This window comes from Actinomycetospora rhizophila, from assembly GCF_042657905.1.
Taxonomy (GTDB): Bacteria; Actinomycetota; Actinomycetes; order Mycobacteriales; family Pseudonocardiaceae; genus Actinomycetospora; species Actinomycetospora rhizophila.
In genome coordinates this window covers 157923-181562 of sequence record NZ_JBHSKG010000002.1, presented here as the reverse complement: position 1 = coordinate 181562, position 23640 = coordinate 157923, and the positions used below count along the sequence as shown (strand labels likewise).

Annotated in this window: 23 protein-coding genes; 8 read left to right on the top strand and 15 right to left on the bottom strand. The window is 76.3% G+C overall.

Going from position 1 to position 23640, the window contains the following annotated elements:
- Positions 1-28: 28 nt before the first annotated feature.
- Positions 29-685: a response regulator transcription factor gene (locus ACFPK1_RS04720; protein WP_378020260.1), complete on the top strand. Its 657-nt coding sequence runs from the start codon at positions 29-31 to the stop codon at positions 683-685.
- On the top strand, positions 682-1977 hold the full coding sequence (locus ACFPK1_RS04715; protein WP_378019750.1) for a sensor histidine kinase: 1296 nt from the start codon (positions 682-684) through the stop codon (positions 1975-1977). The genes ACFPK1_RS04720 and ACFPK1_RS04715 overlap by 4 nt, the downstream gene beginning before the upstream one ends.
- A 352-nt stretch (positions 1978-2329) precedes the next feature.
- On the opposite strand, the gene ACFPK1_RS04710 is transcribed toward ACFPK1_RS04715, so the two are convergent.
- Complete coding sequence (locus ACFPK1_RS04710) at positions 2330-3373, bottom strand: hypothetical protein (RefSeq protein WP_378019749.1); 1044 nt, start codon at positions 3371-3373, stop codon at positions 2330-2332.
- Positions 3374-3453: 80 nt separating this feature from the next.
- On the opposite strand from ACFPK1_RS04710, the gene ACFPK1_RS04705 reads away from it, so the two are divergent.
- Positions 3454-3942, top strand: a complete 489-nt coding sequence (locus ACFPK1_RS04705; protein WP_378019748.1) for an Lrp/AsnC family transcriptional regulator — start codon at positions 3454-3456, stop codon at positions 3940-3942.
- Positions 3943-3952: 10 nt separating this feature from the next.
- On the opposite strand, the gene ACFPK1_RS04700 is transcribed toward ACFPK1_RS04705, so the two are convergent.
- The 5 genes from ACFPK1_RS04700 to pcaH all read right to left on the bottom strand — a co-directional run bounded on the left by ACFPK1_RS04700 (position 3953) and on the right by pcaH (position 8982).
- Complete coding sequence (locus ACFPK1_RS04700; RefSeq protein WP_378019747.1) at positions 3953-5329, bottom strand: glycosyltransferase; 1377 nt, start codon at positions 5327-5329, stop codon at positions 3953-3955.
- 107 nt (positions 5330-5436) lie between these two features.
- Positions 5437-6165 (bottom strand): MBL fold metallo-hydrolase, encoded by a 729-nt coding sequence (locus ACFPK1_RS04695; protein WP_378019746.1) that lies wholly within the window; start codon positions 6163-6165, stop codon positions 5437-5439.
- A gap of 305 nt (positions 6166-6470) precedes the next feature.
- Positions 6471-7670 carry a 4-hydroxybenzoate 3-monooxygenase gene (locus tag ACFPK1_RS04690; RefSeq protein ID WP_378019745.1) on the bottom strand — a complete coding sequence of 400 codons (1200 nt, stop codon included), beginning with the start codon at positions 7668-7670 and terminating at the stop codon, positions 6471-6473.
- Positions 7667-8275 (bottom strand): protocatechuate 3,4-dioxygenase subunit alpha, encoded by a 609-nt coding sequence (gene pcaG, locus ACFPK1_RS04685; protein WP_378019744.1) that lies wholly within the window; start codon positions 8273-8275, stop codon positions 7667-7669. Before pcaG ends, ACFPK1_RS04690 begins: the two co-directional genes overlap by 4 nt.
- Positions 8275-8982 carry a protocatechuate 3,4-dioxygenase subunit beta gene (gene pcaH, locus ACFPK1_RS04680; RefSeq protein WP_378020259.1) on the bottom strand — a complete coding sequence of 236 codons (708 nt, stop codon included), beginning with the start codon at positions 8980-8982 and terminating at the stop codon, positions 8275-8277. The genes pcaG and pcaH overlap by 1 nt, the downstream gene beginning before the upstream one ends.
- 115 nt (positions 8983-9097) lie before the next feature.
- Between pcaH and ACFPK1_RS04675 the strand changes: the two genes are divergently transcribed.
- Complete coding sequence (locus ACFPK1_RS04675; protein WP_378019743.1) at positions 9098-9907, top strand: IclR family transcriptional regulator; 810 nt, start codon at positions 9098-9100, stop codon at positions 9905-9907.
- Here the strand turns inward: ACFPK1_RS04675 and ACFPK1_RS04670 are convergent.
- Positions 9904-10188, bottom strand: a complete 285-nt coding sequence (locus ACFPK1_RS04670; protein WP_378019742.1) for a DUF6343 family protein — start codon at positions 10186-10188, stop codon at positions 9904-9906. The two genes, ACFPK1_RS04675 and ACFPK1_RS04670, sit on opposite strands and share 4 nt — an antisense overlap.
- Positions 10189-10279: 91 nt before the next feature.
- Between ACFPK1_RS04670 and ACFPK1_RS04665 the strand changes: the two genes are divergently transcribed.
- The 3 genes from ACFPK1_RS04665 (at position 10280) to ACFPK1_RS04655 (ending at position 12745) form a co-directional block, all read left to right on the top strand.
- Positions 10280-11161, top strand: a complete 882-nt coding sequence (locus ACFPK1_RS04665) for a Rieske (2Fe-2S) protein (protein WP_378019741.1) — start codon at positions 10280-10282, stop codon at positions 11159-11161.
- 65 nt (positions 11162-11226) lie between these two features.
- Complete coding sequence (locus ACFPK1_RS04660; protein WP_378019740.1) at positions 11227-11514, top strand: hypothetical protein; 288 nt, start codon at positions 11227-11229, stop codon at positions 11512-11514.
- A gap of 205 nt (positions 11515-11719) precedes the next feature.
- Positions 11720-12745 (top strand): acyl-CoA desaturase, encoded by a 1026-nt coding sequence (locus tag ACFPK1_RS04655; protein WP_378019739.1) that lies wholly within the window; start codon positions 11720-11722, stop codon positions 12743-12745.
- Here ACFPK1_RS04655 and ACFPK1_RS04650 read toward each other — a convergent pair.
- Genes ACFPK1_RS04650 through ACFPK1_RS04640 form a run of 3 tightly spaced genes read right to left on the bottom strand, consistent with a single transcriptional unit; the run spans position 12742 to position 15112 of the window.
- The gene (locus tag ACFPK1_RS04650) at positions 12742-13617 is read right to left on the bottom strand and encodes a DUF1206 domain-containing protein (RefSeq protein WP_378019738.1); all 876 of its coding nucleotides are present in this window, start codon (positions 13615-13617) and stop codon (positions 12742-12744) included. The genes ACFPK1_RS04655 and ACFPK1_RS04650 overlap by 4 nt on opposite strands.
- Positions 13618-13676: 59 nt before the next feature.
- Positions 13677-14003 carry a YrhK family protein gene (locus ACFPK1_RS04645; RefSeq protein ID WP_378019737.1) on the bottom strand — a complete coding sequence of 109 codons (327 nt, stop codon included), beginning with the start codon at positions 14001-14003 and terminating at the stop codon, positions 13677-13679.
- 32 nt (positions 14004-14035) lie between these two features.
- The gene (locus ACFPK1_RS04640; protein ID WP_378019736.1) at positions 14036-15112 is read right to left on the bottom strand and encodes a hypothetical protein; all 1077 of its coding nucleotides are present in this window, start codon (positions 15110-15112) and stop codon (positions 14036-14038) included.
- An 83-nt stretch (positions 15113-15195) separates the two neighbouring features.
- On the opposite strand from ACFPK1_RS04640, the gene ACFPK1_RS04635 reads away from it, so the two are divergent.
- Entirely contained in the window at positions 15196-16416 is a 1221-nt protein-coding gene (locus ACFPK1_RS04635; RefSeq protein ID WP_378019735.1) for an aromatic acid exporter family protein, read from the top strand.
- Positions 16417-17026: 610 nt separating this feature from the next.
- On the opposite strand, the gene ACFPK1_RS04630 is transcribed toward ACFPK1_RS04635, so the two are convergent.
- The 5 genes from ACFPK1_RS04630 to ACFPK1_RS04610 all read right to left on the bottom strand — a co-directional run bounded on the left by ACFPK1_RS04630 (position 17027) and on the right by ACFPK1_RS04610 (position 23553).
- Positions 17027-18574, bottom strand: a complete 1548-nt coding sequence (locus ACFPK1_RS04630; RefSeq protein WP_378019734.1) for an FAD-dependent oxidoreductase — start codon at positions 18572-18574, stop codon at positions 17027-17029.
- Between the two features lie 83 nt (positions 18575-18657).
- Entirely contained in the window at positions 18658-19623 is a 966-nt protein-coding gene (locus ACFPK1_RS04625) for an FUSC family protein (protein ID WP_378019733.1), read from the bottom strand.
- Positions 19624-19752: 129 nt separating this feature from the next.
- Positions 19753-20547, bottom strand: a complete 795-nt coding sequence (locus ACFPK1_RS04620; RefSeq protein ID WP_378019732.1) for a SigB/SigF/SigG family RNA polymerase sigma factor — start codon at positions 20545-20547, stop codon at positions 19753-19755.
- A 168-nt stretch (positions 20548-20715) separates the two neighbouring features.
- Positions 20716-21729: an alpha/beta fold hydrolase gene (locus ACFPK1_RS04615; protein ID WP_378019731.1), complete on the bottom strand. Its 1014-nt coding sequence runs from the start codon at positions 21727-21729 to the stop codon at positions 20716-20718.
- Between the two features lie 132 nt (positions 21730-21861).
- The gene (locus ACFPK1_RS04610; protein WP_378019730.1) at positions 21862-23553 is read right to left on the bottom strand and encodes a CocE/NonD family hydrolase; all 1692 of its coding nucleotides are present in this window, start codon (positions 23551-23553) and stop codon (positions 21862-21864) included.
- Positions 23554-23640 lie beyond the last annotated feature (87 nt).

Here is a 23640-nt window from a genome sequence, read left to right as displayed (position 1 = left end):
ACGCCCTACCGTCGGGGGCGTGCCGAGGGTGCTGGTGGTCGACGACGAGCTCGGGGTGCGCGAGGCCCTGACCCGCGGGCTCGTCGCCGAGGGCATGGAGGTGCACGCCGTCGCCGACGGCCCCGCGGGCCTGCGCGAGGCGGCGACCGGCGCCTACGACGCGGTGGTCCTCGACATCATGCTGCCCGGGATGTCGGGCTACCGGGTGCTCGAGACGCTGCGCCGCGACGGGGTCACGACCCCGGTGCTGCTGCTCTCGGCCAAGGACGGCGAGGTCGACCAGGCCGACGGGCTCGACCTCGGCGCCGACGGCTACCTGGTCAAGCCGTTCTCGTTCGTCGTGCTCGTCGCCCAGCTGCGCGCGATGCTGCGCCGCTCGGGCCCCGCGACGGCGCGGGTGGAGCGCGGGGCGCTGCGCCTCGACCCGACGACCCGGGCGGTGACGTGGGAGGGCCGCGACGTGGAGCTCTCGGAGCGCGAGTTCGCCGTGCTGTACGCGCTCGCCGTCCACCCCGTGCTGACGAAGGACGAGCTGCTCACGGCCGTGTGGGGCGGGGGCGGCTCGGCGAGCCGCAACGTCGTCGAGGTCTACGTCGGCTACCTGCGCCGCAAGCTCGCCGCCGTCGGCGCGGACGACCTGGTGCGGACCGAGCGCGGGCGCGGCTACCGCCTGGGGGTCGGGTGAGCTGGTGGGCGCGGCGCTCGCTCCGGACCCGGATCACGCTCGTCGTGGGGGTCGTCGCCGTCACGGCGCTGCTCGCGCTCGGCCGGGTGGCCGGCGGGCTGCTGTTCTCGGCGGCGCTGACCAGCGGGGACGGCGCGCTGGGCGAGCGCGCCGCCGTCGCGGCCGGGGCGGTCGGCGCGGGCACGGCGGTGCCCCCGGGGGTCCGGGTGACCGACGTCGCGGGGACGCCCGTCGACGGCCGCGGGCCGCGCCCGGTGGACGCCGACGCGATCCGCCGGCTCGGGGCCGGCGAGCCGGTGACGGTGCCGGGCGGGCCGGACGGGCCGCAGCGGTGGGTCGCCGTGGCGGTCCCGGCGCCGGACGGGTCGCCGCGGCTGGTCCTCGCGTCGGGCGACCTGGTCGGGGCGGCGGGCCTGTTCGCCGACGCCGCCCGCGGGCTGGCCGTCACCGCCCTGCTCGGGGCGATCGCCGTCGTCGCCGCGACGTGGACCGCGACGCGGCTGGCGCTGCGCCCCGTCGACCGGCTGCGCGCGTCGGCGGCCGCGCTCCCGCCCGGCGAGCGCCTGCCCGTCCCGCCCGCCCGCGACGAGCTCGCCGCCCTCGCCGTCGAGATCAACGAGCTGCTGGCCCGCCGGGACGACGCCGTCGCCCGCCTCGAGCGCTTCACCAGCGAGGCCGCGCACGAGCTGCGCTCCCCCATCGCCGCCCTGCGCGCCCAGGCCGACGTCGCCGTCGCCCACCCCGACCGCGCCTCGGCCGACGAGACCTGGCGCTCGGTGGCGCGCGAGGCCGAACGCCTGTCGGGGCTGGTCGGCGACCTGCTGGCGCTCGCCCGCGCCGACGCCGGCGAGCGGATGCCGGCCCGGCCGGTGGACCTCGTCGACGCGGTGGGCGACGCGTTCGCCCGCCTGCCCGAGGAGCCGACGGTCGCGATGACGCTGTGGGCGCCGATGCCCGTGGCGGTCGCGGCGACGCCCGCCGAGGTGGCGATCGTGCTCGACAACGTGCTCGCCAACGCCCGCCGCCACGCCGCGACCGTGGTGCACGTGTCCGTCGTGCCCGCCGGGCGGTGGGTGCGCCTGCTGGTGGACGACGACGGGCCCGGGATCCCGCCCGACGAGCGCGAGCGGGTCTTCGACCGCTTCACCCGCCTGCAGCCCGACGCCGGCGAGGGCAGCGGGCTGGGCCTGGCGCTCGTCGGCCGCCTGGTCGCCGGACGCCACGGCACGGCGCGGGCCACGACGTCCCCGGACGGCGGTCTGCGCGTGACCGTGCGCTGGCCGGTGGGCTGAGCGCGTGCTCGTCGACGGGGCGGGGTACGAGGTCGCGCGGCGGTTGTCGGAGCGACGGACGCCCTGACTGCCTGCCACGCACCGAGGGACGCCCTCGCCCCCACCCCGGACCCACCCACCCGCAGCCCCGCGCGCCGCACGGGGGCGCCGTTGTCGGGGGTCGCGGGCAGAATCTCCCCCGTCGCGCTTCCCCCGCGGCACCGCCGAGACGGCCCTGCCCGAGGGGAGCCCGCATGTCCTCCGTCGACCACCGCCGCGCCCGCGCGCGCCTGGACGCCGAGACCATCGACCGCGCCGCCGCCGTGCTCCGGCGGCGGGTGGCGATCGGTCGCTACGCCGGCCTCGCCGGCGACTACGCCGGGTTCGAGGTGTGCGCGCTGCTCGAGGCCGTCGCCCACTCCTCGGCCGAGGACCCGCGATCGTCGCGCATCCGCGACGCGGCGCTGCGGGTCGCGCGCGCCGTGCTCGCCGACGAGCCGGGGGCGGGAGGGGCGTCATGAGCCTCCGCGCGCTCGCGACGCCCGTCGGCCACGACCGCGAGGGCGACGCCGGCGACGAGCGCCACCTCGCCGATGAGGGCGATCGAGCCGGGCAGGGCGCCGGCGAGCAGGGCCGCGAACACGAAGCCCCACGCGGTCTCGAGCGCCATCAGCTGGCTGACCAGCACCGGCGAGAGCCGGGCGGCGGCCGCGTGCCACGCCCGCACGGCCAGCCACGACGACACCAGCCCGAGGAAGAGCACGACGAGCAGCGCGCGCACCGGCTCGGCGGGCACGCCCCCGCTCGCGAGCAGCCAGATCGCGATCGGCAGCGCGAGCACGCCCGCGGCCAGGCCCTGGGCGCCCGCGAGCACCGGGCCGAGGTCGGGGCGGGCGGCGAGGAGGCGGTGCGAGTCGAGGCCGTACCAGCTCCACGAGGCGACGGCGACCAGCGCGAGCACCGTGCCGAGCACCGCCGACGCCCCGCCGGGCCCGGGCACGGGGCTCAGGTGCACGAGCACCTGCCCGACGCCGACGAGCACCAGCGCGGGCAGCAGCGCCCGCACACCGGCGACCCCCCGGCGGTTGGAGAGCAGCGCCATCACCACGGGCACCAGCCCGATCGTCGCGACCGCGATGGTCGGGCCGGCGAGGCGCACCGCCACCGCGACCAGGCCGAAGTACAGCAGCGAGCCGGTGACGGCGTGCCCGAAGACGCGCAGCCACGGCACGTCGGCGCGCAGCACCGCGCGCGCCTGGGGCAGCGAGACCGCCCCGAACGCCACGAACCGTCCCATCGCGAGCAGCAGGGCGGGGGCGAGCGGCGCCAGCTCCGGCGCCACGAACACCGCGGCCCACCCCGCGCACGCGAGCGTCATCAGTACCAGTGCCGTCCGTCGCGACATGCCTCCCGCCATGACTCCACGATGCGCGCGCCGGGGCGGGCGATGTCGGGCGATCTCGGACCCCGGGGGCCGCCGAGGCGCACGATGGACCCATGACCGCGCCGAAGCGTGCACGATCCGCCCAGCCCACTCTCGACCGTGTCGACCGTCGCATCCTCGATCACCTCGCCGATCACGGGAGATCGAGCATCGCCGACCTCGCGGAGGCGGTGTCGATCTCCGCGTCGTCGGCGCAGCGGCGGCTGCGGCGCCTCGAGGGCGAGGAGGTCGTGCGCGGCTACCGGGCCGTGCTCGACCCGGAGGCGGTCGACCGCGGGCTGGTGGTGCACCTGGCGGTGACGCTCGTCGACCACACCACCAACACCGTCGGCCGGTTCGAGCGCCACGTCCTCGACCTGTCGGGGCTCGTGAGCTGCCACCACGTCACCGGCGACATCGACTACCTCATCCGGATGGACGTCGCCGACGTCGAGGCGCTCGACGTGCTACTGCGCCGCACGCTCGCCCGGGTGCCGGGCGTCGCGCGGTTCACGACGATGGTGGCGACGTCGGCGGTGGTCGACCGGGTCACGCAGGTCTGACCCCGGCCGATCAGGAGGTGAGCCGGTCCACCTCGCCGAGCAGGTCCGACACCTGCTTGACGACGCTGAACCCGTCGCGCGCGTAGCGGGCCGCCTCCGGACCCTTGGCCTCTTTCCAGCCCTCGTCCAGCGCGCGCGCCACGGCGGCGGCCAGCGAGTCGGCGAGCGCCTGCCGGTCGTCGGTCTCGGGCACGAGCGTGCCGACCGCGTCGGTGACGAAGTCGCGCGGGCCGCCCGAGTCGGCGCCGATGACGGGCGTGCCGCAGGCCATGCACTCGAGGAACACGAGCCCGAACGGCTCGCGGTAGGAGGGGAAGACGCCGACGTCGGCGCAGGCGAAGATCGTGGCGAGCTCGTCCTGCGGACGCGGGCCGAGGAAGTAGGTGCGCTCCAGGCCGAGCTCGGCGGCCAGCTCGTGCATCTTGACCTGCTCCTCGACGGGCCCCGAGCCCGCGACGAGGGTCAGCACGCGCCGCTCGCCGCGCTCGTACTCGGCGGCCGCGCGCAGCAGCGCGTCGAGGCGCTTCCAGTCGGCGAACTTGCCGACGAAGGCGACGACGGCGTCGAACCCGCCCTCGGGCGCGACGGCCTCCGGGGTCCGCCCGCCCCCGGGCGGCGGCTGCGTCGTGACGCCGGCGAGCACCCGCTCGCGGTCGGCGTAGGTCTCCGGCGCCGGGTGGAAGACGTCCTGGTTGTAGCCGTTGTGCGAGAGCACGATCCGCTCGCGCGGGAACTCCGGGAAGACCGACGCGAACGCCTCGATCTGCTCCGACGAGATCGAGGCGACGACGTCGACGCCGTGCTCCGGGCCCGCGGACCAGTCGAAGATCTTCTCGTCCTGCATGAACGGCAGGAAGCGCCACGGGAACTCCGCCGGGTTCTCCCCGCGCTGCTCGTGGACGTACATCTTGAGCTCGGTGCCGTGCGCGAAGTCCAGCAGCGGGATCCGCGGCCGGCCCGCGACGACCCGCGCCCGGACGACGTCGCGCATCACCACGGCGTTCATGAAGGCGTGGTGGGCGATCGCGAGGGAGAACTCGTCGCCGGTCGCGGCCTCGACGTCGTCGATGAACGCGGTGACCTCGGCGGTCAGCCGCGCCCGGTAGGCGGCGACCTCCTCGGGAGGCATGGCGTGCCAGCGGTAGCTGCTGACCGGGGAGATCGACTCGCAGATCGGGATGTCGTGGTCGAGCGCGAACACCCGCACGTCGTCCTCGCCCGGGCGCGTGCGCTGCACCCGCGAGGGATACATCGAGTAGCAGCGCACGCCCGGCAGCTCGTTGTACGCGCGGTGGTGGGCCTCGTGGAGGATCCCCGAGCCGGGGGCGAACTCCCCGTCGCGCTGCCAGTTGTTGGTGCCCAGCTGGAAGATCAGCCGGTCGCCCATGCGGTACCCCCGGGTCTGGAGATCGTCGGGAGCCGCAGCCTAGGGCGCGGCACCTGCTCCCGGCACGAGGGTCCGGACCCCCGCGGGTCCGCCGCGGGACCGCCCCGTCAGGACTGCTCGGCGGCCGCCATCCAGGCGTCGAGGTCGGTCTGGGTGAACTCCTGCCACGGCTCGACGTCCGGGAGCCGGTGGAGCAGGTCGAACGCCTCCGCCACCCGGGGCCCACGCAGCACCGGCGTGTGACACCCCGCGATGACCTCGGCGCCGAGCGAGGAGAAGCGGTCGACGACCGCGCCGAACCTGTCGCTGTCCAGCCACGCCGTCCACGGCGCCACGAGACGGCCGCCGAACAGCTGGCCGTCGCGGAAGTCGCCGTCACCCAGTTCCCCGATCTCCCCCATGGGCGCCGGCAGGTTCGTCGCGAAGGTGTCGACCGACCACAGGACGCTGGTCGCGGGGTCGAAGAGGGCGCGGGTGGTGGGGTTGTCGAACAGCGGCGGGCGCATCGCGACGAGCGTCCGGTCACCGACGTCGACCGTGCCGCCGTCGGTGACGAACCGGCACCGCTCGATCGGTGTCTCCCACTCCTCGGCCATCCGTCCGAGCGAGAACCAGGTGGTCAGCAACGTGGCGTTCGGGCAGGCCGCCAGGACCGGCAGGAGGTTGCCCGCGTGGTCGCGGTCGTCGTGGGTGAGGAACACCCACCGCACGTCGAGCGGGTCCACGATCGACCAGACGGCGTCCAGCCACTGGGCGCGCACGGCCGGGCAGCCGGTGTCGACGAGCACCGGCTCCGCCCCGCGGATCACCATCGAGTTCATGGGGAAGTGCCCCATCGGCGGGGCCTCCAGGACCCACCGGGATCACGAACGTCTCCTCGGCGATCGGGTACGGCTCGAGGATCTCGAAGGTCTCGGTCGTCGTCATGACACCTCCCGGACGAAGCCACCGCGCGGCGCGGGCGTCGCCGCTCCCGGTGAGCGGCGTCCGTGCACGGTGGACCCGCGTGGGGGCGCCCACAGCGGCCCATCGGGTGAGGGCGCGGAAGTTCGGCCGGGAGGTCTACGGAGATCCCCGCGGACGGGGTCCTGCGTACCGGTCGTCGGCGTCGGGAGATCCGCGCGGCGCGGCCGGCGCGCCGTCAGACCGCGCCGAGCGCGAGTCCCCGGTAGTTCTCCGCGAGCGCGCGGCGGGCGGACTCCGAGGACTCGATGTGGTGCAGGTGCGACAGGGCGAGCTGCTCGTCGAACGGGTCGCCGTCGGGGTCGACGTGCAGCATCGTCGTCATCGTCCAGGAGAAGTGCGAGGCCCTCCAGACGCGGCGCAGCACCGTGTCGGAGTAGGCGTCGATCAGGCGCTCGTCCTTGCTCGCGAACCACTCGCCCAGCGCCTCGGCCAGCACCCGCACGTCGGCGACGGCGAGGTTGAGGCCCTTCGCGCCGGTCGGCGGCACGATGTGCGCGGCGTCGCCGGCGAGGAAGAGCCGCCCGTGGCGCATCGGCTCGGTGACCATGCTGCGCATCGGCGTCACCGACTTGTCGGTGATCGGCCCGCGCGCCAGCGTGAACGACCCGTCGTCGAGCGCGAAGCGGGCGGCGAGCTCGTCCCAGATCGCCTCGTCGGCCCACGCCTGCGGGTCGGTGCCGTTGGGCACCTGGATGTAGGCGCGGGTCACCGACGGCGAGCGCATCGAGGCCAGCGCGAACCCGGTCCGCCCGCGCGCGTAGATCAGCTCGTGGGACGAGGGCGCGACGTCGGCGAGGATCCCCAGCCACGAGTACGGGTAGACGCGCTCGAAGCGGCGCACGAGGTGCTCGGGGATCGCGCGGCGCGCCGGCCCGTAGGACCCGTCGGCGCCGACGACGACGTCGGCGCGCAGCTCGTGCTCGGCACCCTGGTGCCGGTAGCGGACGAGCGGCGAGTCGGTCTCGACGTCGGAGACCGAGAGCACCTCGGCGTCGAACACCAGCGGCTCACCCTGCTCCAGGCGGAGCGCGATGAGGTCCTTGGTGACCTCGGTCTGCGCCCAGATCATCACCCGGTGCCCGGTGAGCTCCTGCATGTCGACCCGCACGCTGCGCCCGGCGAAGCGCAGCTCGAAGCCGTCGTGGGGCAGGCCGAGCTCGTCCATCCGCGCGTCGGCGCCCACCTCGCGCAGGGCGTCGACGGTGCCGTGCTCGAGGATGCCGGCGCGCTGGCGGGTCTCGACGCGGTCGCGCGGGCGGGCCTCGAGCACCACGGCGTCCACCCCGCGCAGGCGCAGCAGGTGCGACAGCATCAGCCCGGCCGGGCCGCCCCCGACGATCGCGACCTGGGTGCGGGCGGGCGCCGGGGCGCTCATGCCGGGGTCTCGGTGGCGGCGGCCGGCGGCTGGGCGAGGCCGTGCGTCGACAGGTCGAGGAACACGGTCTCGCCGGGGCCCTGCATGCGGACGTCGAAGCGGTAGCCGGGGCCGGTGAAGCCGCCGTCGGGCACCGCGACGAGCGTGGCCCGGCGCTCCTCGTCGAGGGACGAGAGCAGCGGGTCGGCGGCGTTCGCCTCGACGTGGTTCGGGAAGTAGACGCGGGTGAACAGGTGGTGCAGCAGGCCGCGGGCGAACACGGTGACCGCGAGGTGCGGGGCGTGCGGCGCGCCGGTCGGTGCGGCCGGGCGCAGGGTGCGCAGGTGGTAGTCGCCGGCCCGGTCGGTCGGCACGCGGGCGAACCCGGTGAAGCTGCGCCCGTCGCGGTGCAGGGAGCCGGGCCGGGTGGGCAGGCGTCCGTCGGGGCCGGCCTGCCAGAACTCGAGCAGCGCGTCGGGGACCGGGGCGCCGGCGCCGTCGCGCACGGTGCCGTACAGCGTGATCGCGCCGGGCGTGCCGACGGGGACGACGTCGCCGCCGCCGTCGAAGGGCAGGCCGAACGCGAAGAACGGCCCCACGGTCTGGGAGGGCGTGAGGTCGAGCATCAGTCGCGGTCCTCCGGGGTGGCGTGGGCGCCGTCGAGCACGATGTCCCAGGTGTAGCCCAGCGCCCACTCCGACCGGGTGACGTCGTGGTCGTAGGCCGCGACCAGGCGCTGCTGGGCCTTCTCGTCGGTGACCGACTGGAAGATCGGGTCGAGGCCGAACAGCGGGTCGCCCGGGAAGTACATCTGCGTCACCAGCCGCTGGGTGAACGCGGTGCCGAACAGCGAGAAGTGGATGTGCGCCGGACGCCAGGCGTTGTGGTGGTTGCGCCACGGGTAGGCGCCCGGCTTGATCGTCACGAAGCGGTAGCGGCCGTCGTCGTCGGTGAGGGCGCGCCCGCCGCCGGTGAAGTTCGGGTCGAGGGGCGCCGGGTGCTGGTCGCCCTCGTGGCGGTAGCGCCCGGCCGCGTTGGCCTGCCAGATCTCGACGAGCTGGTCGCGGACCGGACGGCCGTCGCCGTCGAGCACCCGGCCGGTGACGATGATCCGCTCGCCGAGCGGCTCGCCGGCGTGGTGGCGGGTCAGGTCGGCGTCGAGCGGCGCGACGTCCCGCGGGCCGAAGACCGGGGCCGCGAGCTCGGTGAGGCTCGGCGGCGACACCACCAGGGGCTGCCGGGGAGCCCGCAGCGCGGTGCTGCGGTACGGCCCGTAGGCCCGGTCGGGGTGGCCGCCGGGCAGCGGCGGGGCGGCGGCGGCGGCCGCGGCGATCTCGACCGAGACCTCCTGCTGCGTCGCGGGCTGCTGGGGTGCGCTCACCCGCGACAGGGTGCCTTCTCCGCCCGGCGTGCCAGAATCGAGCTTCCGGTGACCGGAAGGAGGCACGGTGAGCCCAGCAGGACCGTCGGTCACCGAGCGCGTGCTCGGCATCCTCTCCGCGTTCGGCCCGGGCGCCGAGGCGCTGACGCTCTCGGGCATCGCCCGCGCGGCGGGGCTGCCGCTCTCGACCGCGCACCGGCTGGTCGGCGAGCTGGCCGCGTGGGGCGCGCTCGAGCGCGGCGAGGACGGGCGCTACCGGATCGGGCTGCGGCTCTGGGAGGTCGGCGCGCTCGCCCCGCGGAGCCTGGGCCTGCGGGAACGCGCGATGCCCTACCTCGAGGACCTCTACGAGGCGACCCGCCAGAACGTGCAGCTCGCGGTGCGCGACGGGCACGAGGTCGTCTACGTCGAACGGCTCGCGCACCCCGAGGCGGTCCGCGTGTTCAGCCGCGTGGGCGGGCGGATGCCCCTGAACGCCACCGGCGTCGGCCAGGTGCTGCTCGCGTTCGCGCCGCCGCCCGTGCAGGAGGAGGTGCTCGCGGGCCCGCTCCCCGCGCTCACCCCGCGCACGATCACCGACCCCCAGGTCCTGCGCCGCACGCTCGCCGCGGTCCGCCGCGAGGGCGTGGCGGTGTGCGACGGGATGGTCGATCTGCTGTCGCTGTCGGTCGCCGCCCCGGTGCGCGGCGAGGACGAGCGGGTCGTGGCGTCGCTGTCGGTCGTCGTGCCCAGCGCGGGCGCGGAGCCACGCATGATCGTCCCCGCGGTGCGGGCCTCGGCGCGCGGGATCTCCCGCGCCCTGGGCGCCCCGTCCGCGCGGCGGCGGCCCGCGGGCGTCGTCACCCCCGTCCCCGGCCTGGCCGCCGACGCGACCTAACCCGGCTCGCCGCGCGCCTTGCGGTGGAGCACCCAGACGAGGTCGACGAGGCAGACCAGCGCGACGGCGCCGAACGCGACGGCGGCCCAGGGCAGGTAGAGCACGACGAGGAAGACGACGACGCCCGCGATCGAGCTCAGCAGCCCGAACGTCGCGAGCACCGCGCGCAGGGTCAGCGCGCTGTAGGTCGGGGCCGCGCCGCCGAAACCGGCGGTCGGGTCGTGGTGGTCGGGCAGTCCGCGCTCGTAGTCCGCGCGGGTGCGTCCGCTCCGGTCGGTCACTCCGGGTCCTCCGTCCGCCGGTGAGCCGTCGGGTTTGCCCGGGGGCCGTGATCGGCGAAACCCGGGGACCACCACGTCCCGGAGGTCTCCCGTGCGCCCGTTCGACGACATCGACCGCCTCGCCCAGTCGCCCGCCCTCGACAAGGTCGCGGCGCCGCTGCGCGACGCCGTCCACAAGGTGCTCAAGCGCCAGGACGTGAAGGACGCGCTGCACGGCGTGTGGCTGGGCCACCCGCTGCACCCGGTGCTCGCCCAGCTCTCGATCGGCAGCTTTGCGTCCGCCGGGATCCTCGACGTGCTGCCCCGCACCCGGCGCCCGGCCACCGCGCTCATCGTCGTCGGTCTGGTCTCGGCGGTGCCGACGGCGGCGGCGGGGTGGGCCGACTACGCCGACGGGCACGAGGAGCAGCAGCGCGTGGGCGTGGTCCACGCGGCGGCGAACGGCGTGATGCTCGCGGGCTATGCGGCGTCGCTGGCGGCCCGGGCGCGGGGACGGAGCCTGCGCGGCGCGCTGTGGGGCTGGGCGGCCCTGGCCGTCGGCACCGCGGGCGCCACGCTGGGCGGCCATATGGCCTACCACCAGGCGATGGGCGCCAACCACGCCGAGGGCTACCCGCACATCGGCCCCGGCGACTGGACCGACGTCGGCACCGTCGCCGAGCTGCCCGAGGGCGAGCCGACACGGCGGATCGTCGGTGACGTCGGCGTGCTCGTCGTCCGGCACGGCGAGGACATCCACGCGCTGGCCGACCGCTGCGCGCACGCCTCGGCGCCGCTGCACGAGGGGCAGGTCACCGACGGCGACGGCCCGCCGTGCGTGGTGTGCCCGTGGCACGGCAGCGTCTTCCGCCTCGAGGACGGTTCGGTGGTGCACGGGCCGGCCACCGCGCCGCAGCCGACCTTCCGGACGCGGGTGCGCGAGGGGCGCCTCGAGCTCGCCGTCACCGGCTACCCGGGCGTGCCCGCGAGTTGAGTCACGAGTGCGGGGTGGCGCGCGTCGGGCACCCCGGGTCGTTCCCGACCACGAAGAGGTGCCCGATGAGCGCGCACGCCCTTGCCGACTTCCCCACCGAGGGGTTCGACCACTTCCGCCAGGCGTTCCGCGACGCCCTCGACGACGGCCCCGCGCACGAGTGCCGCGAGGCCCGCGTGTTTCACGCCGACGACGGCCGCGTCGTCGTCCTGCTGTCCTTCGACGACACCGACGCGCTCGCCCGCTTCCGCGCCGAGATGGAGAAGGACACGGCCTCGGGCGGCGACATGGCCCCGCCGGTGTTCACCGAGCTGAGCGAGGACGACGACCTCGTCACACGGGCGAGCGCATGAGGCCGTCCGCCTGCGTCGTCCGGGTGAGCGCCGAGCGACCGTCGGGCGAATCCCGCCCGGCGGTCGTCCGCCCGTCCGTGCCCGCAGGGTCCCCGCTCCGTCACGCCGTGTCAGGGTGGGACCGCACAGCCTTCAACCTCTGCCTCAACCTCTGGCCGACGAGCCCGTCGCCGAGGACCGCCCGCCCCCTCGGGAGCTTCCCCGCATGACGCCCGGTCCGGCTTCTCCGCCCGCCGACCCGCCTGTCGACCCCGTCGTCGACACCCCCGTCGTCTCCCCCGTCGACTCCGCTCCCGAGCGCCCCACGGCGCCGCAGGGCGACCTCTCCGACCACGAGCGCCACATCGCCCCGCACGTGATGGTCTACGTGTTCGCGTTCGTGCCGTTCCTCGCGCTGATCGCCGCGATCCCGCTGGTGTGGGGCTGGGGGCTGACCTGGCTCGACGTCGGGCTGACCGGCGGCTTCTACGTGCTGACGATGCTCGGCGTCACCGTCGGCTTCCACCGCTACTTCACCCACGGCGCCTTCCGGGCGCGGCGCGGGCTGCGGATCGCCCTGGGCGTCGCGGGCAGCATGGCCGTGCAGGGCCCGATCCGGCACTGGGTGGCCGATCACCGCCGCCACCACCTGTTCGCCGACAAGGAGGGCGACCCGCACTCGCCCTGGGCCTTCGGCACCTCGCCGGCGGCCCTGGTGCGCGGCTTCTGGCACGCGCACATGGGCTGGATCTTCGAGCGCTCGCTGACGAACCAGCAGCGCTTCACCCCGGACCTGCTCGCCGACCCGGACATGCGCTTCGTGCACCGCTCGTTCACGTGGCTGACAGTGGCGAGCCTCGCCGCCCCGCCGCTGATCGGCGGGCTGGTGACGTGGTCGTGGTGGGGCGCGCTGACCGCGTTCTTCTGGGCGAGCCTCGTGCGGGTCGGTCTGACCCACCACGTCGCGTGGTCCACCAACTCGATCTGCCACCTCGTCGGCGAGCGCCCCTGGGGCGCGCGGGACCGGTCGACCAACGTCTGGCTGCTGGCCATCCCGAGCATGGGCGAGTCGTGGCACAACCTGCACCACGCCGACCCGACCTCGGCCCGCCACGGCGTCGGGCGCGGGCAGCTCGACATCTCGGCGCGCACGATCTGGCTGTTCGAGAAGCTCGGCTGGGTCTCGCACGTCAAGTGGCCCACCGAGCGCCGTCTCGGCCGGCTGGCGGCCCGCGCGGCGGCGTCCGGCTAGTAGGCGCGGCGGTACCGCGCGTCGAGGATGCAGTAGAGGCCGAACGCCCCGAGGCCGAGCGAGATCGCGACCAGGGGCGTGACGCCCTGCCAATGGCTCACGAGCGAGCGCAGCGCCTGGTCGAGCCCGCCGACCCGCTCGGGGTCACCGCGCAGCGCCGCGACGGCGAACAGCACCCCCACCGCCCCGAACGCGACGGCGCGGGCGATGTTGCCGACCGCGCCGAGCACCACCCCGGCGTGGTGCGCCCAGGTCGGCAGGTCGTCGACGAGGTCGCCCATGAAGGTGCGGGCGGCCCCGGTGTAGATCATCGAGCCGGCGATGACGAGGACCGTGACCGCGACCGCGCCGACCAGCAGGTTCCCGGCGGGCAGGCTCAGCAGCGACGCCACCAGCTTCTGCGGCCCGGCCCGCCCGTTCGGGGAGCTGCCGAGGACGGTGCGCGCGGCGACGAACGCGACCGCGAGCACCGCGATCGCCTTGGCGGCGGCGCCCACCCGCTTGCGGAAACGCTCGCCGCCGGACACCCAGCGGAACCCGGCGACGGTCGCGGTGATCTGCCAGACCGCGAAGGCCACCAGCCCGGCGACGAACAGCACCAGGACGACCACGCCCGCGACACCGACGGAGGCGACCGCCGAGACCGCGCCCTGCTGGTCGACCTCGGCCGCGTCGCCGAACGCGAGCCGCAGCCCGAGGGCGGCCACGAGCAGGTGCACCGCGCCGTAGGCGACCAGTCCCGCCCGCCCCAGGACCTCCACGAGGCGGCTGGGCGCGTCGCCGCCGCCGTGCACGGTGCGGTCGGCGGCCTCGTGCACGGCGTGCTCGGCGGCCTCCTCGACCGCGTCCACGCCGTGGGAATCGGTGGTCACGGCGGAGGCTTCACCGGTCCCGCCGGTCGGACAAACCCGCTGCGACGGGCTTCACCGGCTCAGAAGTCGGGCCCGTAGTCGGTCGGCACGGCCCCGGCCATCGGCACGCGCTGCAGGTGCACCCGCCGCGAGAAGCGGATCACCGGGCGGATCAGCAGCTCGACGCTGCCGATGACGAAGAACCACGTGCCCACGTAGGTGGTCTCCTCGGAGAAGAACAGGATGCTGCCGATGAGGAACCACAGGCCGACGAGGATGTCGTTGACGATCGACAGCACCTCGTAGCGACGCCGGATCACGAGCTCCTCGCGCCCCAGCTTGTAGACCAGCGGCGGGGCGTGCCCGCTCGGGGTCTCGCCGCCGCTGCCGCCCGCCGGTGCACTCATGGTGCGGAGCCTGCCTCCTCGCGGGCGGCTCGTCAGGTCCGCGCGCCGATCGTGCGCGCGTGGCGCTCCGCGGTGTCGGCGTCCTCGCGGGCGCGGTCGGCCTCGCGGCGGCGGGTGTCGCGCTCGCGGCTCGCCGTGTCCGCGCGCTCCCAGGCGGCCCGCCGGGCCTCCTCGGCGGCGTCGAGCCGGGCGCGCAGGTCGCTGACTCCTGCGTCGGCCTCCTCGGCCTCCTCGCTCGCGGTCTCGGCGGCCTCGGCGGCCTCGCGCGCCTGCTCGGCGAGGGCGTCGGCGCGCTCGCGGGCCTCCCGGGCGGCCTGCTCGGCGCGTTCGCGCTCCTCGCGTTCCCGGCGCTCGCGCTCGGCGCGCTCGCGTTCCTCCTGCTCGGCGCGCTCGCGGTCCTCGCGCTCGCGGGTCTCCTGGTCGTCCCGGATGTCGTCGGTGTCGTCGGTGTCGTCGTCCTCGTCCGCCACCGGTGGGGCGGGGCGGGTCGTGCGCCGGTCGGGACGGACGCGTGTCGGGCGGGCGGGCCGGTCGCGGCGGGCCGACCGGGCCCCCGACGCCGGGCCGCCGAGGGCCGCGCTGATCCCGCCGTCGCCGAGACCGGGGCCCGCCTCCATCCCGCCCGCGAGCTGGCCGCCCGCCAGCGCCCGGGCCGCCGCCGGGTCGGCGAGCGCGGCGCCGATGGTGCGCTCCAGCTCGCGGATCGCGGGGTCGCCGAGGCGCACGGCCTCCTCGCGGGCGATGCGCCGGCCCCGCTCGACCAGCGCGTTGATGAGCCCGTGGCGCTGGCGGGAGAGCTGGCGCAGCGCGTCGCCCTCGAGCTTCTCCTGCGCCTCGCGCAGCGACCCCCCGAGCTCCTCGAGCGCCTCGACCTCCTCGGGGTACTCGCGGGCCAGGCGGTTGGCGACCCACGCGGCCACGGACGGCTTGCGCAGCGCCGCGATCTCCTTGGCGAGGTCGCGGTCGCGGGCACGCACGTCCTTGACCATCGCGTCGCGGACCGGGATGAACTCCTCGCGCCCGATGCCGTAGAGCAGGTCGGCGGCGTCCTCGAGGGAGGTGGGGAGCTCCTCCTCGGTGTCGGTCTCGGTGTCGCTCCCCGGGCTCATCGGTGCACCTCACCGCATCGTCGTGTGTTCCGTCGTCCGCCGATCGTTTCGCGCCCGTGGCGCGGGTGGGAACACCGTGCCCCATGGCGCCTTCTCCGCGCACGCTCGCTCGCCGGGCACGCCGTCAGGTCCTGCGCCCGGCACGGTTGCTCGCCCGCGCCGGGCGGGCGAGCGGCCCCGAACGCGAGGCCGTCATCCAGGCCGCCAAGGCCGCCGGCGCCGCCGGGGCTGCCTGGCTGCTGGCCCGCTGGGTGCTGCACGCCCCACAGCCGTTCCTCGCGCCCTACGCGGCGGTGTTCCTCGTGGTCCAGGTGACGGTGTACCGCTCGGTGCGCGACGCCGGGCAGCAGCTCGCGGTGGTGGCGACGGGCGTGCTGCTCGCGCTCGGGGTGACGGTGCTGACGGGTTCGGTGGTGGTGCTCGGGCTGGTGCTCGTCGTGCTCGTGGGGCTGCTGCTCGGGCGGCTGCGCGTCTTCGGGGAGCACGGGCAGTGGGTCGCGGTGACCGCACTGATCCTCGTGGGGCAGTCCGGCCCGGCGGCGAGCTCGCCGGTGGAGGCGCTCGTGCGCCTCGCCGAGATCGGCGTCGGCGCCGCGGTGGGCGTCGTGGTCAACATGCTGGTGCTGCCGCCGGTGTACCAGCGCGACGCGAGCGCGGCGCTCGCCGGTGTCACCGCGCGCATCGCCGACCTGCTGCGGGGCATGGCCGCCTCGCTGCGGGAGGACCAGGAGGCCCGCTCCGACCTCGCCCACGACTGGCGGCAGCGCGCCCGCGGCCTCGACGGCGAGGCCCGCCGCGCGCGCGACAGCGTCGCCTGGGCCCGCGAGAGCCTGCGCCTCAACCCGCTGCGCCGGCGCCTGCGGACCCCGTCGCCGACCGCGGTCCTCGTGCCCGCCGCCGACGCGGTGGTGGAGGTGGCCGCGCACGTGCACGACCTGTGCGAGGCCGTGGTGGACGCCGCGGAGGAGGCGGCGGAGGACGAGCAGGACCAGGCCGAGCTCGACCCGCTGTTCGTCGGATCGTTCGCCGACCTGCTCGACCACCTGGCCGATGCGCTCGAGGAGATCCGCGACGACCCGGGCGCGCTGTCGCCGCACTCCGACCGCCACCCGCCGGGGTCGGCGGCGCTGGAGCTGATGTCCGCGGTGCACCGCGACGCCACCCAGCGCCTGCCCGGCGCCTCGGGCGAGGTGCGCGCGGGCTGGAGCGTGGAGGGCGCGCTGCTCAACGCCGCCCAGCGCGCGGTCGTCGACCTCACGGGCCGTCGCCCCGGGCGCGATCGCACCGGCGACGGGCCGGAGTGACGTGCGCCGGGTGGCGCCGGGGTGCGGGGTGGTTGTCAGCCTGGCGGCCACGCTGACGTTGAACGTCAGGAAATCCACCACGATCACCCGTCTGGACGGCCCCGAACGTCGGGGGACTCCCCCCGTCGACCTGGTGGTTCTCCCCCTCTCGGTCCGTACCCCTGCTCCGTAGCGTCCCGACCTGTCGTCGCAGGTCGGCGACGGTGGGAGGAGGAGGCCATGCGTCACTGGTGGGCACGGCGGGGGCGGGTGGAGAGCCCGTCGACGGAGCCGCTCGACGGGACGCCCCGGCCGGACGACGCCGACGATCCCGCTCCGCAGCCCGCGCAGGACCGGCGCGGGCCGCCACCCGCCGAGCGCCCGGCGCGACCCCGCCCGCTCCCCGAGGAGCGTCTGCTCCGCGAGCAGCGGCCGCGGCGGTCCCGCCACACCGACCGGAGCCGGCCGTCCGACTGATCGTGGGAGGTTTCCTGACGTTGGACGCCAGCGTGGCCGCCACGCTGGAACACCCCGCACCCCGGCGTGTCGTGCGAGCGGGCGTGTGGCGATCCTGGCCCTGTCGGCGTGCTGAACAGGATCGCCAGCAAAGCCGCACTGCTCGTAGAACGGATCAGGCGCGGGGAGCCACGACGCGGGCGAGGCCGGGCGGGTCGGCCATGCCCGCGGTCGCCGGGCCCTCCAGCACCTCGCCGTCGGGGGCGAAGCGCGAGCCGTGCAGCGGGCAGTCCCAGCTCTGCGCGGCGTCGTTCCACGCCACGATCCCGCCCAGGTGCGGGCACACCGCACCGCGCTCGTGCTCCACGCCGCCGACGCGGCAGCGCGCGATCTTCCCGCGCGTGGTGGTCTCGACGAGTCCCTCGCCCTCGGCCAGCGGGGTGTCGGTGGGCAGGTGCGGGCGCGCCCACCCCGTGGCGAGGTAGCGGCCCACCTCGCCGTTCGCGCGCGCCAGGGTCGGCAGCGCGGAGGCGGTGGGGGCACGGTCGGCGCGCAGCGCGTGCGACCAGGGGTTCGCGCGCCCGACGACGTGGTCGCGCAGCGCCAGCGCGGCCGCGGTCCCGCCGGTCATGCCCCACTTCGCGAAGCCCGTCGCCACGAGGAGGCGCGGCTGCCAGCGCATCGGGCCGACGAACGGCAGGCCGTCCTCGGGCAGGTAGTCCTGCGCCGACCAGCGGTGGGTGATCTCGCGGACCGCGAAGCGCCGGGCGGCCCAGTCGGCGAGGGCCCGCTCGTGCGACGACGTCGGCGTGCTCGCCCCGACGCGGTGCCCGAACCCGCCGGTGAGCAGGCGCCGCTCGCCTTCGATCACCGCGGTCCGCAGCGACACCGTGGGCTCGTCGACCGAGAGGTACATCGCCTCGGGCAGCTCGCCCTCGACCCGCACCGCCTGCGCGTACGAGCGCGACGGTTCCACCCGGGCGAAGTACAGCCCGCGGTCGAGCACCGGGATCCCGGTGGCGAGCACGACCCGCTCGGCCCGGATCTCCCCGTGCTCGGTGCGCACCCGCGGCGCGCCCAGCAGCGAGACGCTGCGCACGCGCGTGTTCTCGTGGATCCGGTGGCCGCCCTCGTGCAGCTCCTGGGCGAGGTCGGCGAGGTAGGGCATGGGGTCGAACTGCGCCTGGTCCGCGAGCGTCACGGCCTCCGAGACCGCGAACGGCAGGCCGACGTCGGTGCCCAGCCCGACGGGCAGCCCGGCCCGGCGCAGCACCGCGGCCTCGCGCCGCACGGCGTCCGCGCCCGCCGAGGAGCGCCCGGACGTCGCGAACGTGACGGCGTCGCGGCGCTCGAGGTCGCAGTCGGCCCGCCGGGCGCGGTCGAGCAGCCAGTCGAACCCGGCGCGGTGCGCCGCGACGTAGGCGTCGACGGTGTCGGCGGAGTGCCGCGCGTCGAGCGTCGCCGTCCGCGTGCCCTGCAACAGCGAGATCTTGGCGGTGGTGTTGCCGCTGGCGACCGCCCCGATCCGCCGGCCCTCCACCAGCGCCACGTGCAGCCCCTCGCGGGCGAGCAGCACCGCCGTCGTCAGCCCGGTGATCCCGCCGCCGATCACCGCGACGTCGACGCGCGCGTCACCGTGCAGCGCCGGGTAGGTGTCGGGCTCCTCGGCGTGCTCGGGGTCGTGCCACGGCGAGAGCTCGTGGGCGGGCAGTGGTGGCGCCATGCCGAGGAGGTGTCCGCCGCGCTCCCCGCACAAACGACACCGGCTGTGGGAGCACTTTCCGGGCCCATAGGCCCGGAAAGTGCTCATGTGGTGGCGCGCGTCCCCGAGTGGTCGACGAGCGCGGCGACGTCGCGGGCGAGCACGTGCAGCTGCGCCGCGAGCTGGGCGTCGCGGTCGGCGAGGCCGCCGGGGCGGGTGGCGGCGAGCTCGTCGGCGATCTCGTGGGTCGGGCGCGGGCCGCCAAGGTCGTCGGCGCGCGGGTCGGGCGCGCCCGGGTCGGCGGCCACCGCGCGCACCGCGGCGGCCAGCTCGTCGACCCCGTCCGCGAGGTGCGCCGGCACCGACGCGCCCGCGGCGCGCACCTCCACCGCCGTGCGCGCCAGCAGCACCGTGCTCGCGTGCACGTACTCGACCCCCGCGAGCCGGCGGCGCAGCACGGCGACCCGCGCCCGCTCCCGCCGACCGCGCACGGTCGTGGACGCCAGGGACCCCGCGGTCTCGCTGGTGTCGAGGAACGTCGCAAGCGGGGCCTGCCCGCCGCGCAGCGCCGTCACGGCGTCCTCGGCCCGCGCCGCCGAGCCCTCCCGCAGGGCCGCGGCCACCTCGCCGAGCGCCTCGGCGGGCCCGCGCAACGCCTCCCGCGCCGCGCCCACGAGCAGCCGCACCGGGCTGGGCGAGACCAGCACCTGGCTGACGACCAGCGCGAGCACCCCGCCGATCACCGCGCTCAGCAGCCGCGTCCACCCGGTCGCGGGCGACGCGAGGCCGACGACGAGCAGCGCGGCGATGCCGGCCTGCAGCAGGGTCAGCGAGTTGATGCTGCCCAGCGCCACGACGAGCATGCCGGCCGCGACGGCCGTGCCGACCTGCAGCCACCCGCTGCCGGTGACGCGCGTGGCGAGCTCGCCGACGGCGACGCCCACGCACACCCCGGCCAGCAGGCGCAGGGCGCGGCGCCCGCGCTTGCCGGGGTCGTCGGTGAGGCAGACGACCGCGGCGATCGGGGCGAAGATCGGCGCGGGCTGCCGGAGCAGGTGCTGGGCGAGCACCCAGGCGACGGTGGCGGTGGTCGCCCGCGAGGGCGATCCGCCACGCTCCCCCGCGCAGACGCGACGCCGCCCGCCCGACCCACGCGGACAGGGCGGGGCGGGCGGGCACCGAGGAGGTCACCGGCGCGGTCAGACCGCCACGAGCTGCTCGTCGGCGGCGGTCTCGCGCTCGATCTGCTCGCGCAGCGCGGCGAGCGTGCGCGAGAGCAGCCGGGAGACGTGCATCTGCGAGATGCACAGCACCGCGGCGATCTCGGCCTGGGTCTTCTCGTGCACGAACCGCAGCGCGAGCATCGTGCGCTCGCGCTCGGGCAGGTCGCGGACCAGGTCGCCGACCAGCGCACGGACCTCGACGCGGTCGAGCTCGCCGTCCATCACGCCGAGGATGTCGACCAGCGCGGAGTCGTCGCCCTCGCCGAGCGACTCGTCGAGCGAGGCCGGCTGGTAGGAGCCGTGGGCGGCGACCGCCTCGGCCACGTCGTCGCGGCTCATGCCGAGGTGCTCGGCGAGCTCGGCGGCCGTCGGGGCCCGGCCGAGCCGCTGCGACATCGCGGCGGTCGCCGAACCGACCGCGACGTAGCGATCTTTGACGCTGCGCGGCGTGCGCACCGACCAGGCCGAGTCACGGAAGTGACGTCGGACCTCACCCATGATCGTCGGGACGGCGTAGGAGAGGAAGTCGCGCTCGCGCCCCGGGTCGAAGCGGTCGAGCGCGTGGAGCAGCCCGAGGGAGGCGACCTGCTCGAGGTCGTCGGTCGGTTCGCCGCGCCGGGCGAACCGTCGTGCGATGTTGCGCGCGACGGGCAGGAAGCCGACGACGAGCTTCTCGCGCACGCGTTCGCGGCGCGGGTCGTCGTCGGACAGGTCGGCGTACTCCTTGAGGAGCGGGACGTACTCGTCGTAATCGCTGCTGCGGCCGGCCATCGGTCACCCCCGTGACGGGGCCCCGGACACCGGACCGTGCTCAGACGGGTCGGGCGGGGGCTCGTGATGTGTGAGCTGACCCGGCTTGTGTCTGAACCGGAGTTCCTTCGCTTTCTGTCTGTGCCCCGTGTCGCCGGATGTCACACCTCTCCGGGCGCCCCGGTGGGTTCAGCGGTGACGCAACCCGTCGACGAGGTCCAGCAGCGCGGCGTCCACGACCTCGTGGTGGGTCTGGTTGACGGCGTGCCCGGCGTCCTCCACCAGCACCAGCCGCGCCCGCGGGCCGAGGGCCTCGGCGATCCGCTGCCCGTGGGCGGCCGGGGTGAGACGGTCGCCGGTGGCCGCGACGACCGTCGTCGGCACCCGCGCCAGCGCCGGCAGCGACTCGGACTCGTCGTGGGCGAGCAGCGACAGCGCGAACGCCGAGCTGACCGGCAGCGGCAGGCTCTCGGTGACCGCCTGCAGGCGGCGCACCTCGTCGTCGGTCGCGTCCGGGGTGAACGCGAGACGCCGCACCAGCCAGCGCCCGACGACGGAGTCGCGCCACGGCAGGGTGTCGGCGATCGGCGCGGCGCGGCGGGCGCCCTCGAGCACCGCGGGCAGCACGCCGGCCCGGCGCGCGGCGGCGTGCAGGACGCCGAGCGGGCCGTCCGAGACGAGCTGACCCGCCGAGGTGGCGACGAGGAACACTCCCGCCACGCGCGTCCCGAACCACTCCGGGTGCTGGCGGGCCAGCGCGAGGACGGTCATCCCTCCCATCGAGTGGCCGCCGAGCACGACGCGCCCGCAGGGGGAGACGGCGTCGACGACGGCGGCGAGGTCCTGCCCGAGCTGGTCGATCGTGGCGTTCGCGGGGTCGCCCCAGCCCGAGCGCCCGTGGCCGCGCTGGTCCCACGTGACGACCCGCGCGCGATGGGCGAGCGCCGCGATCTGCGGGGACCACTCGTCGGAGTCGACGGTGAACCCGTGGCTGAGCACCACGATCGGTCCCTGGTGGCCCCGGATCTCGACGTGCAGCGGCACCCCGTCGGAGGTGCGCACGCCGTGCACGGGACGCGGGCGCGTGGCACCGCCGGTCGCCGCGGACGGCGACGCCGGGGTGGGACCTGCGGGCGCCGGCGCGGGGGTCCGGCCCGGAGGGGCGGACGCCGCGCCGACCCGCTCGGTGGGCAGGACGGCCATGCCCCCAGGATCGGCGTTCCAGGCGCGCTCTCCACCCGCGACGGAGGTGACGTCGACCAAGTGCCCGCGGCACCCGACGGGCGGTGTGACCTGGGTCACGCGGGGGAGGCGCGGGCGCCGCTCACCGACCCGTCAGTGCCGCGCCTCCACTGCGAGCGTCACGGCCGTGGGGTGCGCGGCGTCGTGGAGCACCTCCCGCGGCTGGGGCACGAGCGTGCTGGCCTCTCCGAGCGGGTCGCCGGTGCCGGGGTGGCGGGCGAACCGCGGGTGCGCACCCCCGCTGACCTGCAGCCGGAGCCGGTGCCCGGCGGCGAAGCGGTGCCCGGTGGGCCACAGCTCGACGGTCGCCGCCCGGGTGCCGTCCGCGGCGGTGGCGGGCGCGCCGGGCGAGAGGCGCACGAGGCCGTCGGTGACGTTGACCGAGCGGCCCCGCGGATCGACATCACACACCCGGACGAACACGTCGAGGTGCTCGGTCGCCGCGCGCAGGTGCACGGTCGCCGACACGGGGCCCAGCGCGACGAGGTCCTCGGGCAGCACGTCCGAGGTGAACACGGCCACGTCGGGGCGGGCCTCGAGCGCGGACTGGTCGCGCGGCCCCGACTTCCCGGTGAGGATCGGGCCGCCGACGGCGGGCGTGGGGTCGGCGGGGTCGTAGTCGACCCGGGTGCCGGGCCAGTGCACGGCGCCGCCGGTGCGGTCGGGCGGCGGCTGCACCGACAGCGAGTGGTCGGCGCGCAGGTACCAGGTGCGCCGGGCGGCGTCGGGCGGGGGCCAGTCGGTGAGGTGACGGGTGCCGCCGTCGCCCGAGAGCGTCACGGCGACCGGCGCCTCCTCGGTGGTGGCCGCGGCCACGCCGCCGCTGCCGTGGGTGCCGTCGAAGGCGCGCTCGAACGCGGCGAGGGCCTCGCGCAGCCCGGCGGCCAGGCCCGGTCCCGACGTGTGCACCCACGGGCCGACGACCAGGCGCGGGCGGGCGCCGGCGGCGCGCAGCGCGGCGTGGTCGGCGAGCTGCCAGGGCAGGAAGATGTCCTGCCAGCCGCCCAGCATCGTCACCGCGACGTCGGCGCGGGCGACCTCGGCGACGCCGCGGGTGTAGTCGCGGCGCGCCCAGTAGGCGGAGTCCGGGGCCGACTCGCGCAGCCAGTCCTGGTACCAGTCGACCTCGCCGCCGGTGGCGTGGTGGTCGCCGCTGCGCAGGGGCAGGGCGTCGAGGGCGTCGACGAGGGTCCGGCGCCCGCGCAGCAGCCGCGTCGAGCGCGCGAAGGGGCCGGCGGCCATCGTGCGCATCATCGAGGTCCAGGACAGGGCGTTGTCCAGGGAGAACGCGCCGCCGGCGTAGGTCTGGTCGCGGAACGAGGACGCGGTCACCAGCGTGCCCATCGCGCGCAGCGAGCGGCCCGCGGCCGGCGCGAGCGCCCACTGCGTCAGACCCAGGTAGCTCGGCCCGAGCGTGCCGAGGCGGCCGTCGCACCAGGGCTGGTCGAGCACCCAGGTCACGGTGGCGGCGCCGTCGTCGGCCTCGTCGAACGGCGCGAGCCGGCCCTGCGAGTCCGCGGTGCCGCGCACCGACTGCACCACGACCTGCAGGCCGCGCTCCGCGACGAGGCGCCCGAACACCGTGCCCACCCAGCCCGCGCGGCCGTACGGACTGCGGACGATGACGACCGGTCCGCGGTGCACGCCCGTGGGCCGGTAGAGGTCGTGGCGCAGCACGACGCCGTCGGGCATCGGGACCGCGACGTCGCGGTCGACCGTCACCCGGGGCGTGCGCGGCGCGGGCAGGCGCAGCGCCCGCCGCAGGATCCCGGTCGCGAGGCTCACGCCCGCAGTCTCGCCGATCAGGTCGGGGGCCTCGCCGAGGGGCGCCGCGCGCGGCCCGTCCCACCGCCCGGGCTGGCCCCGCGCGCC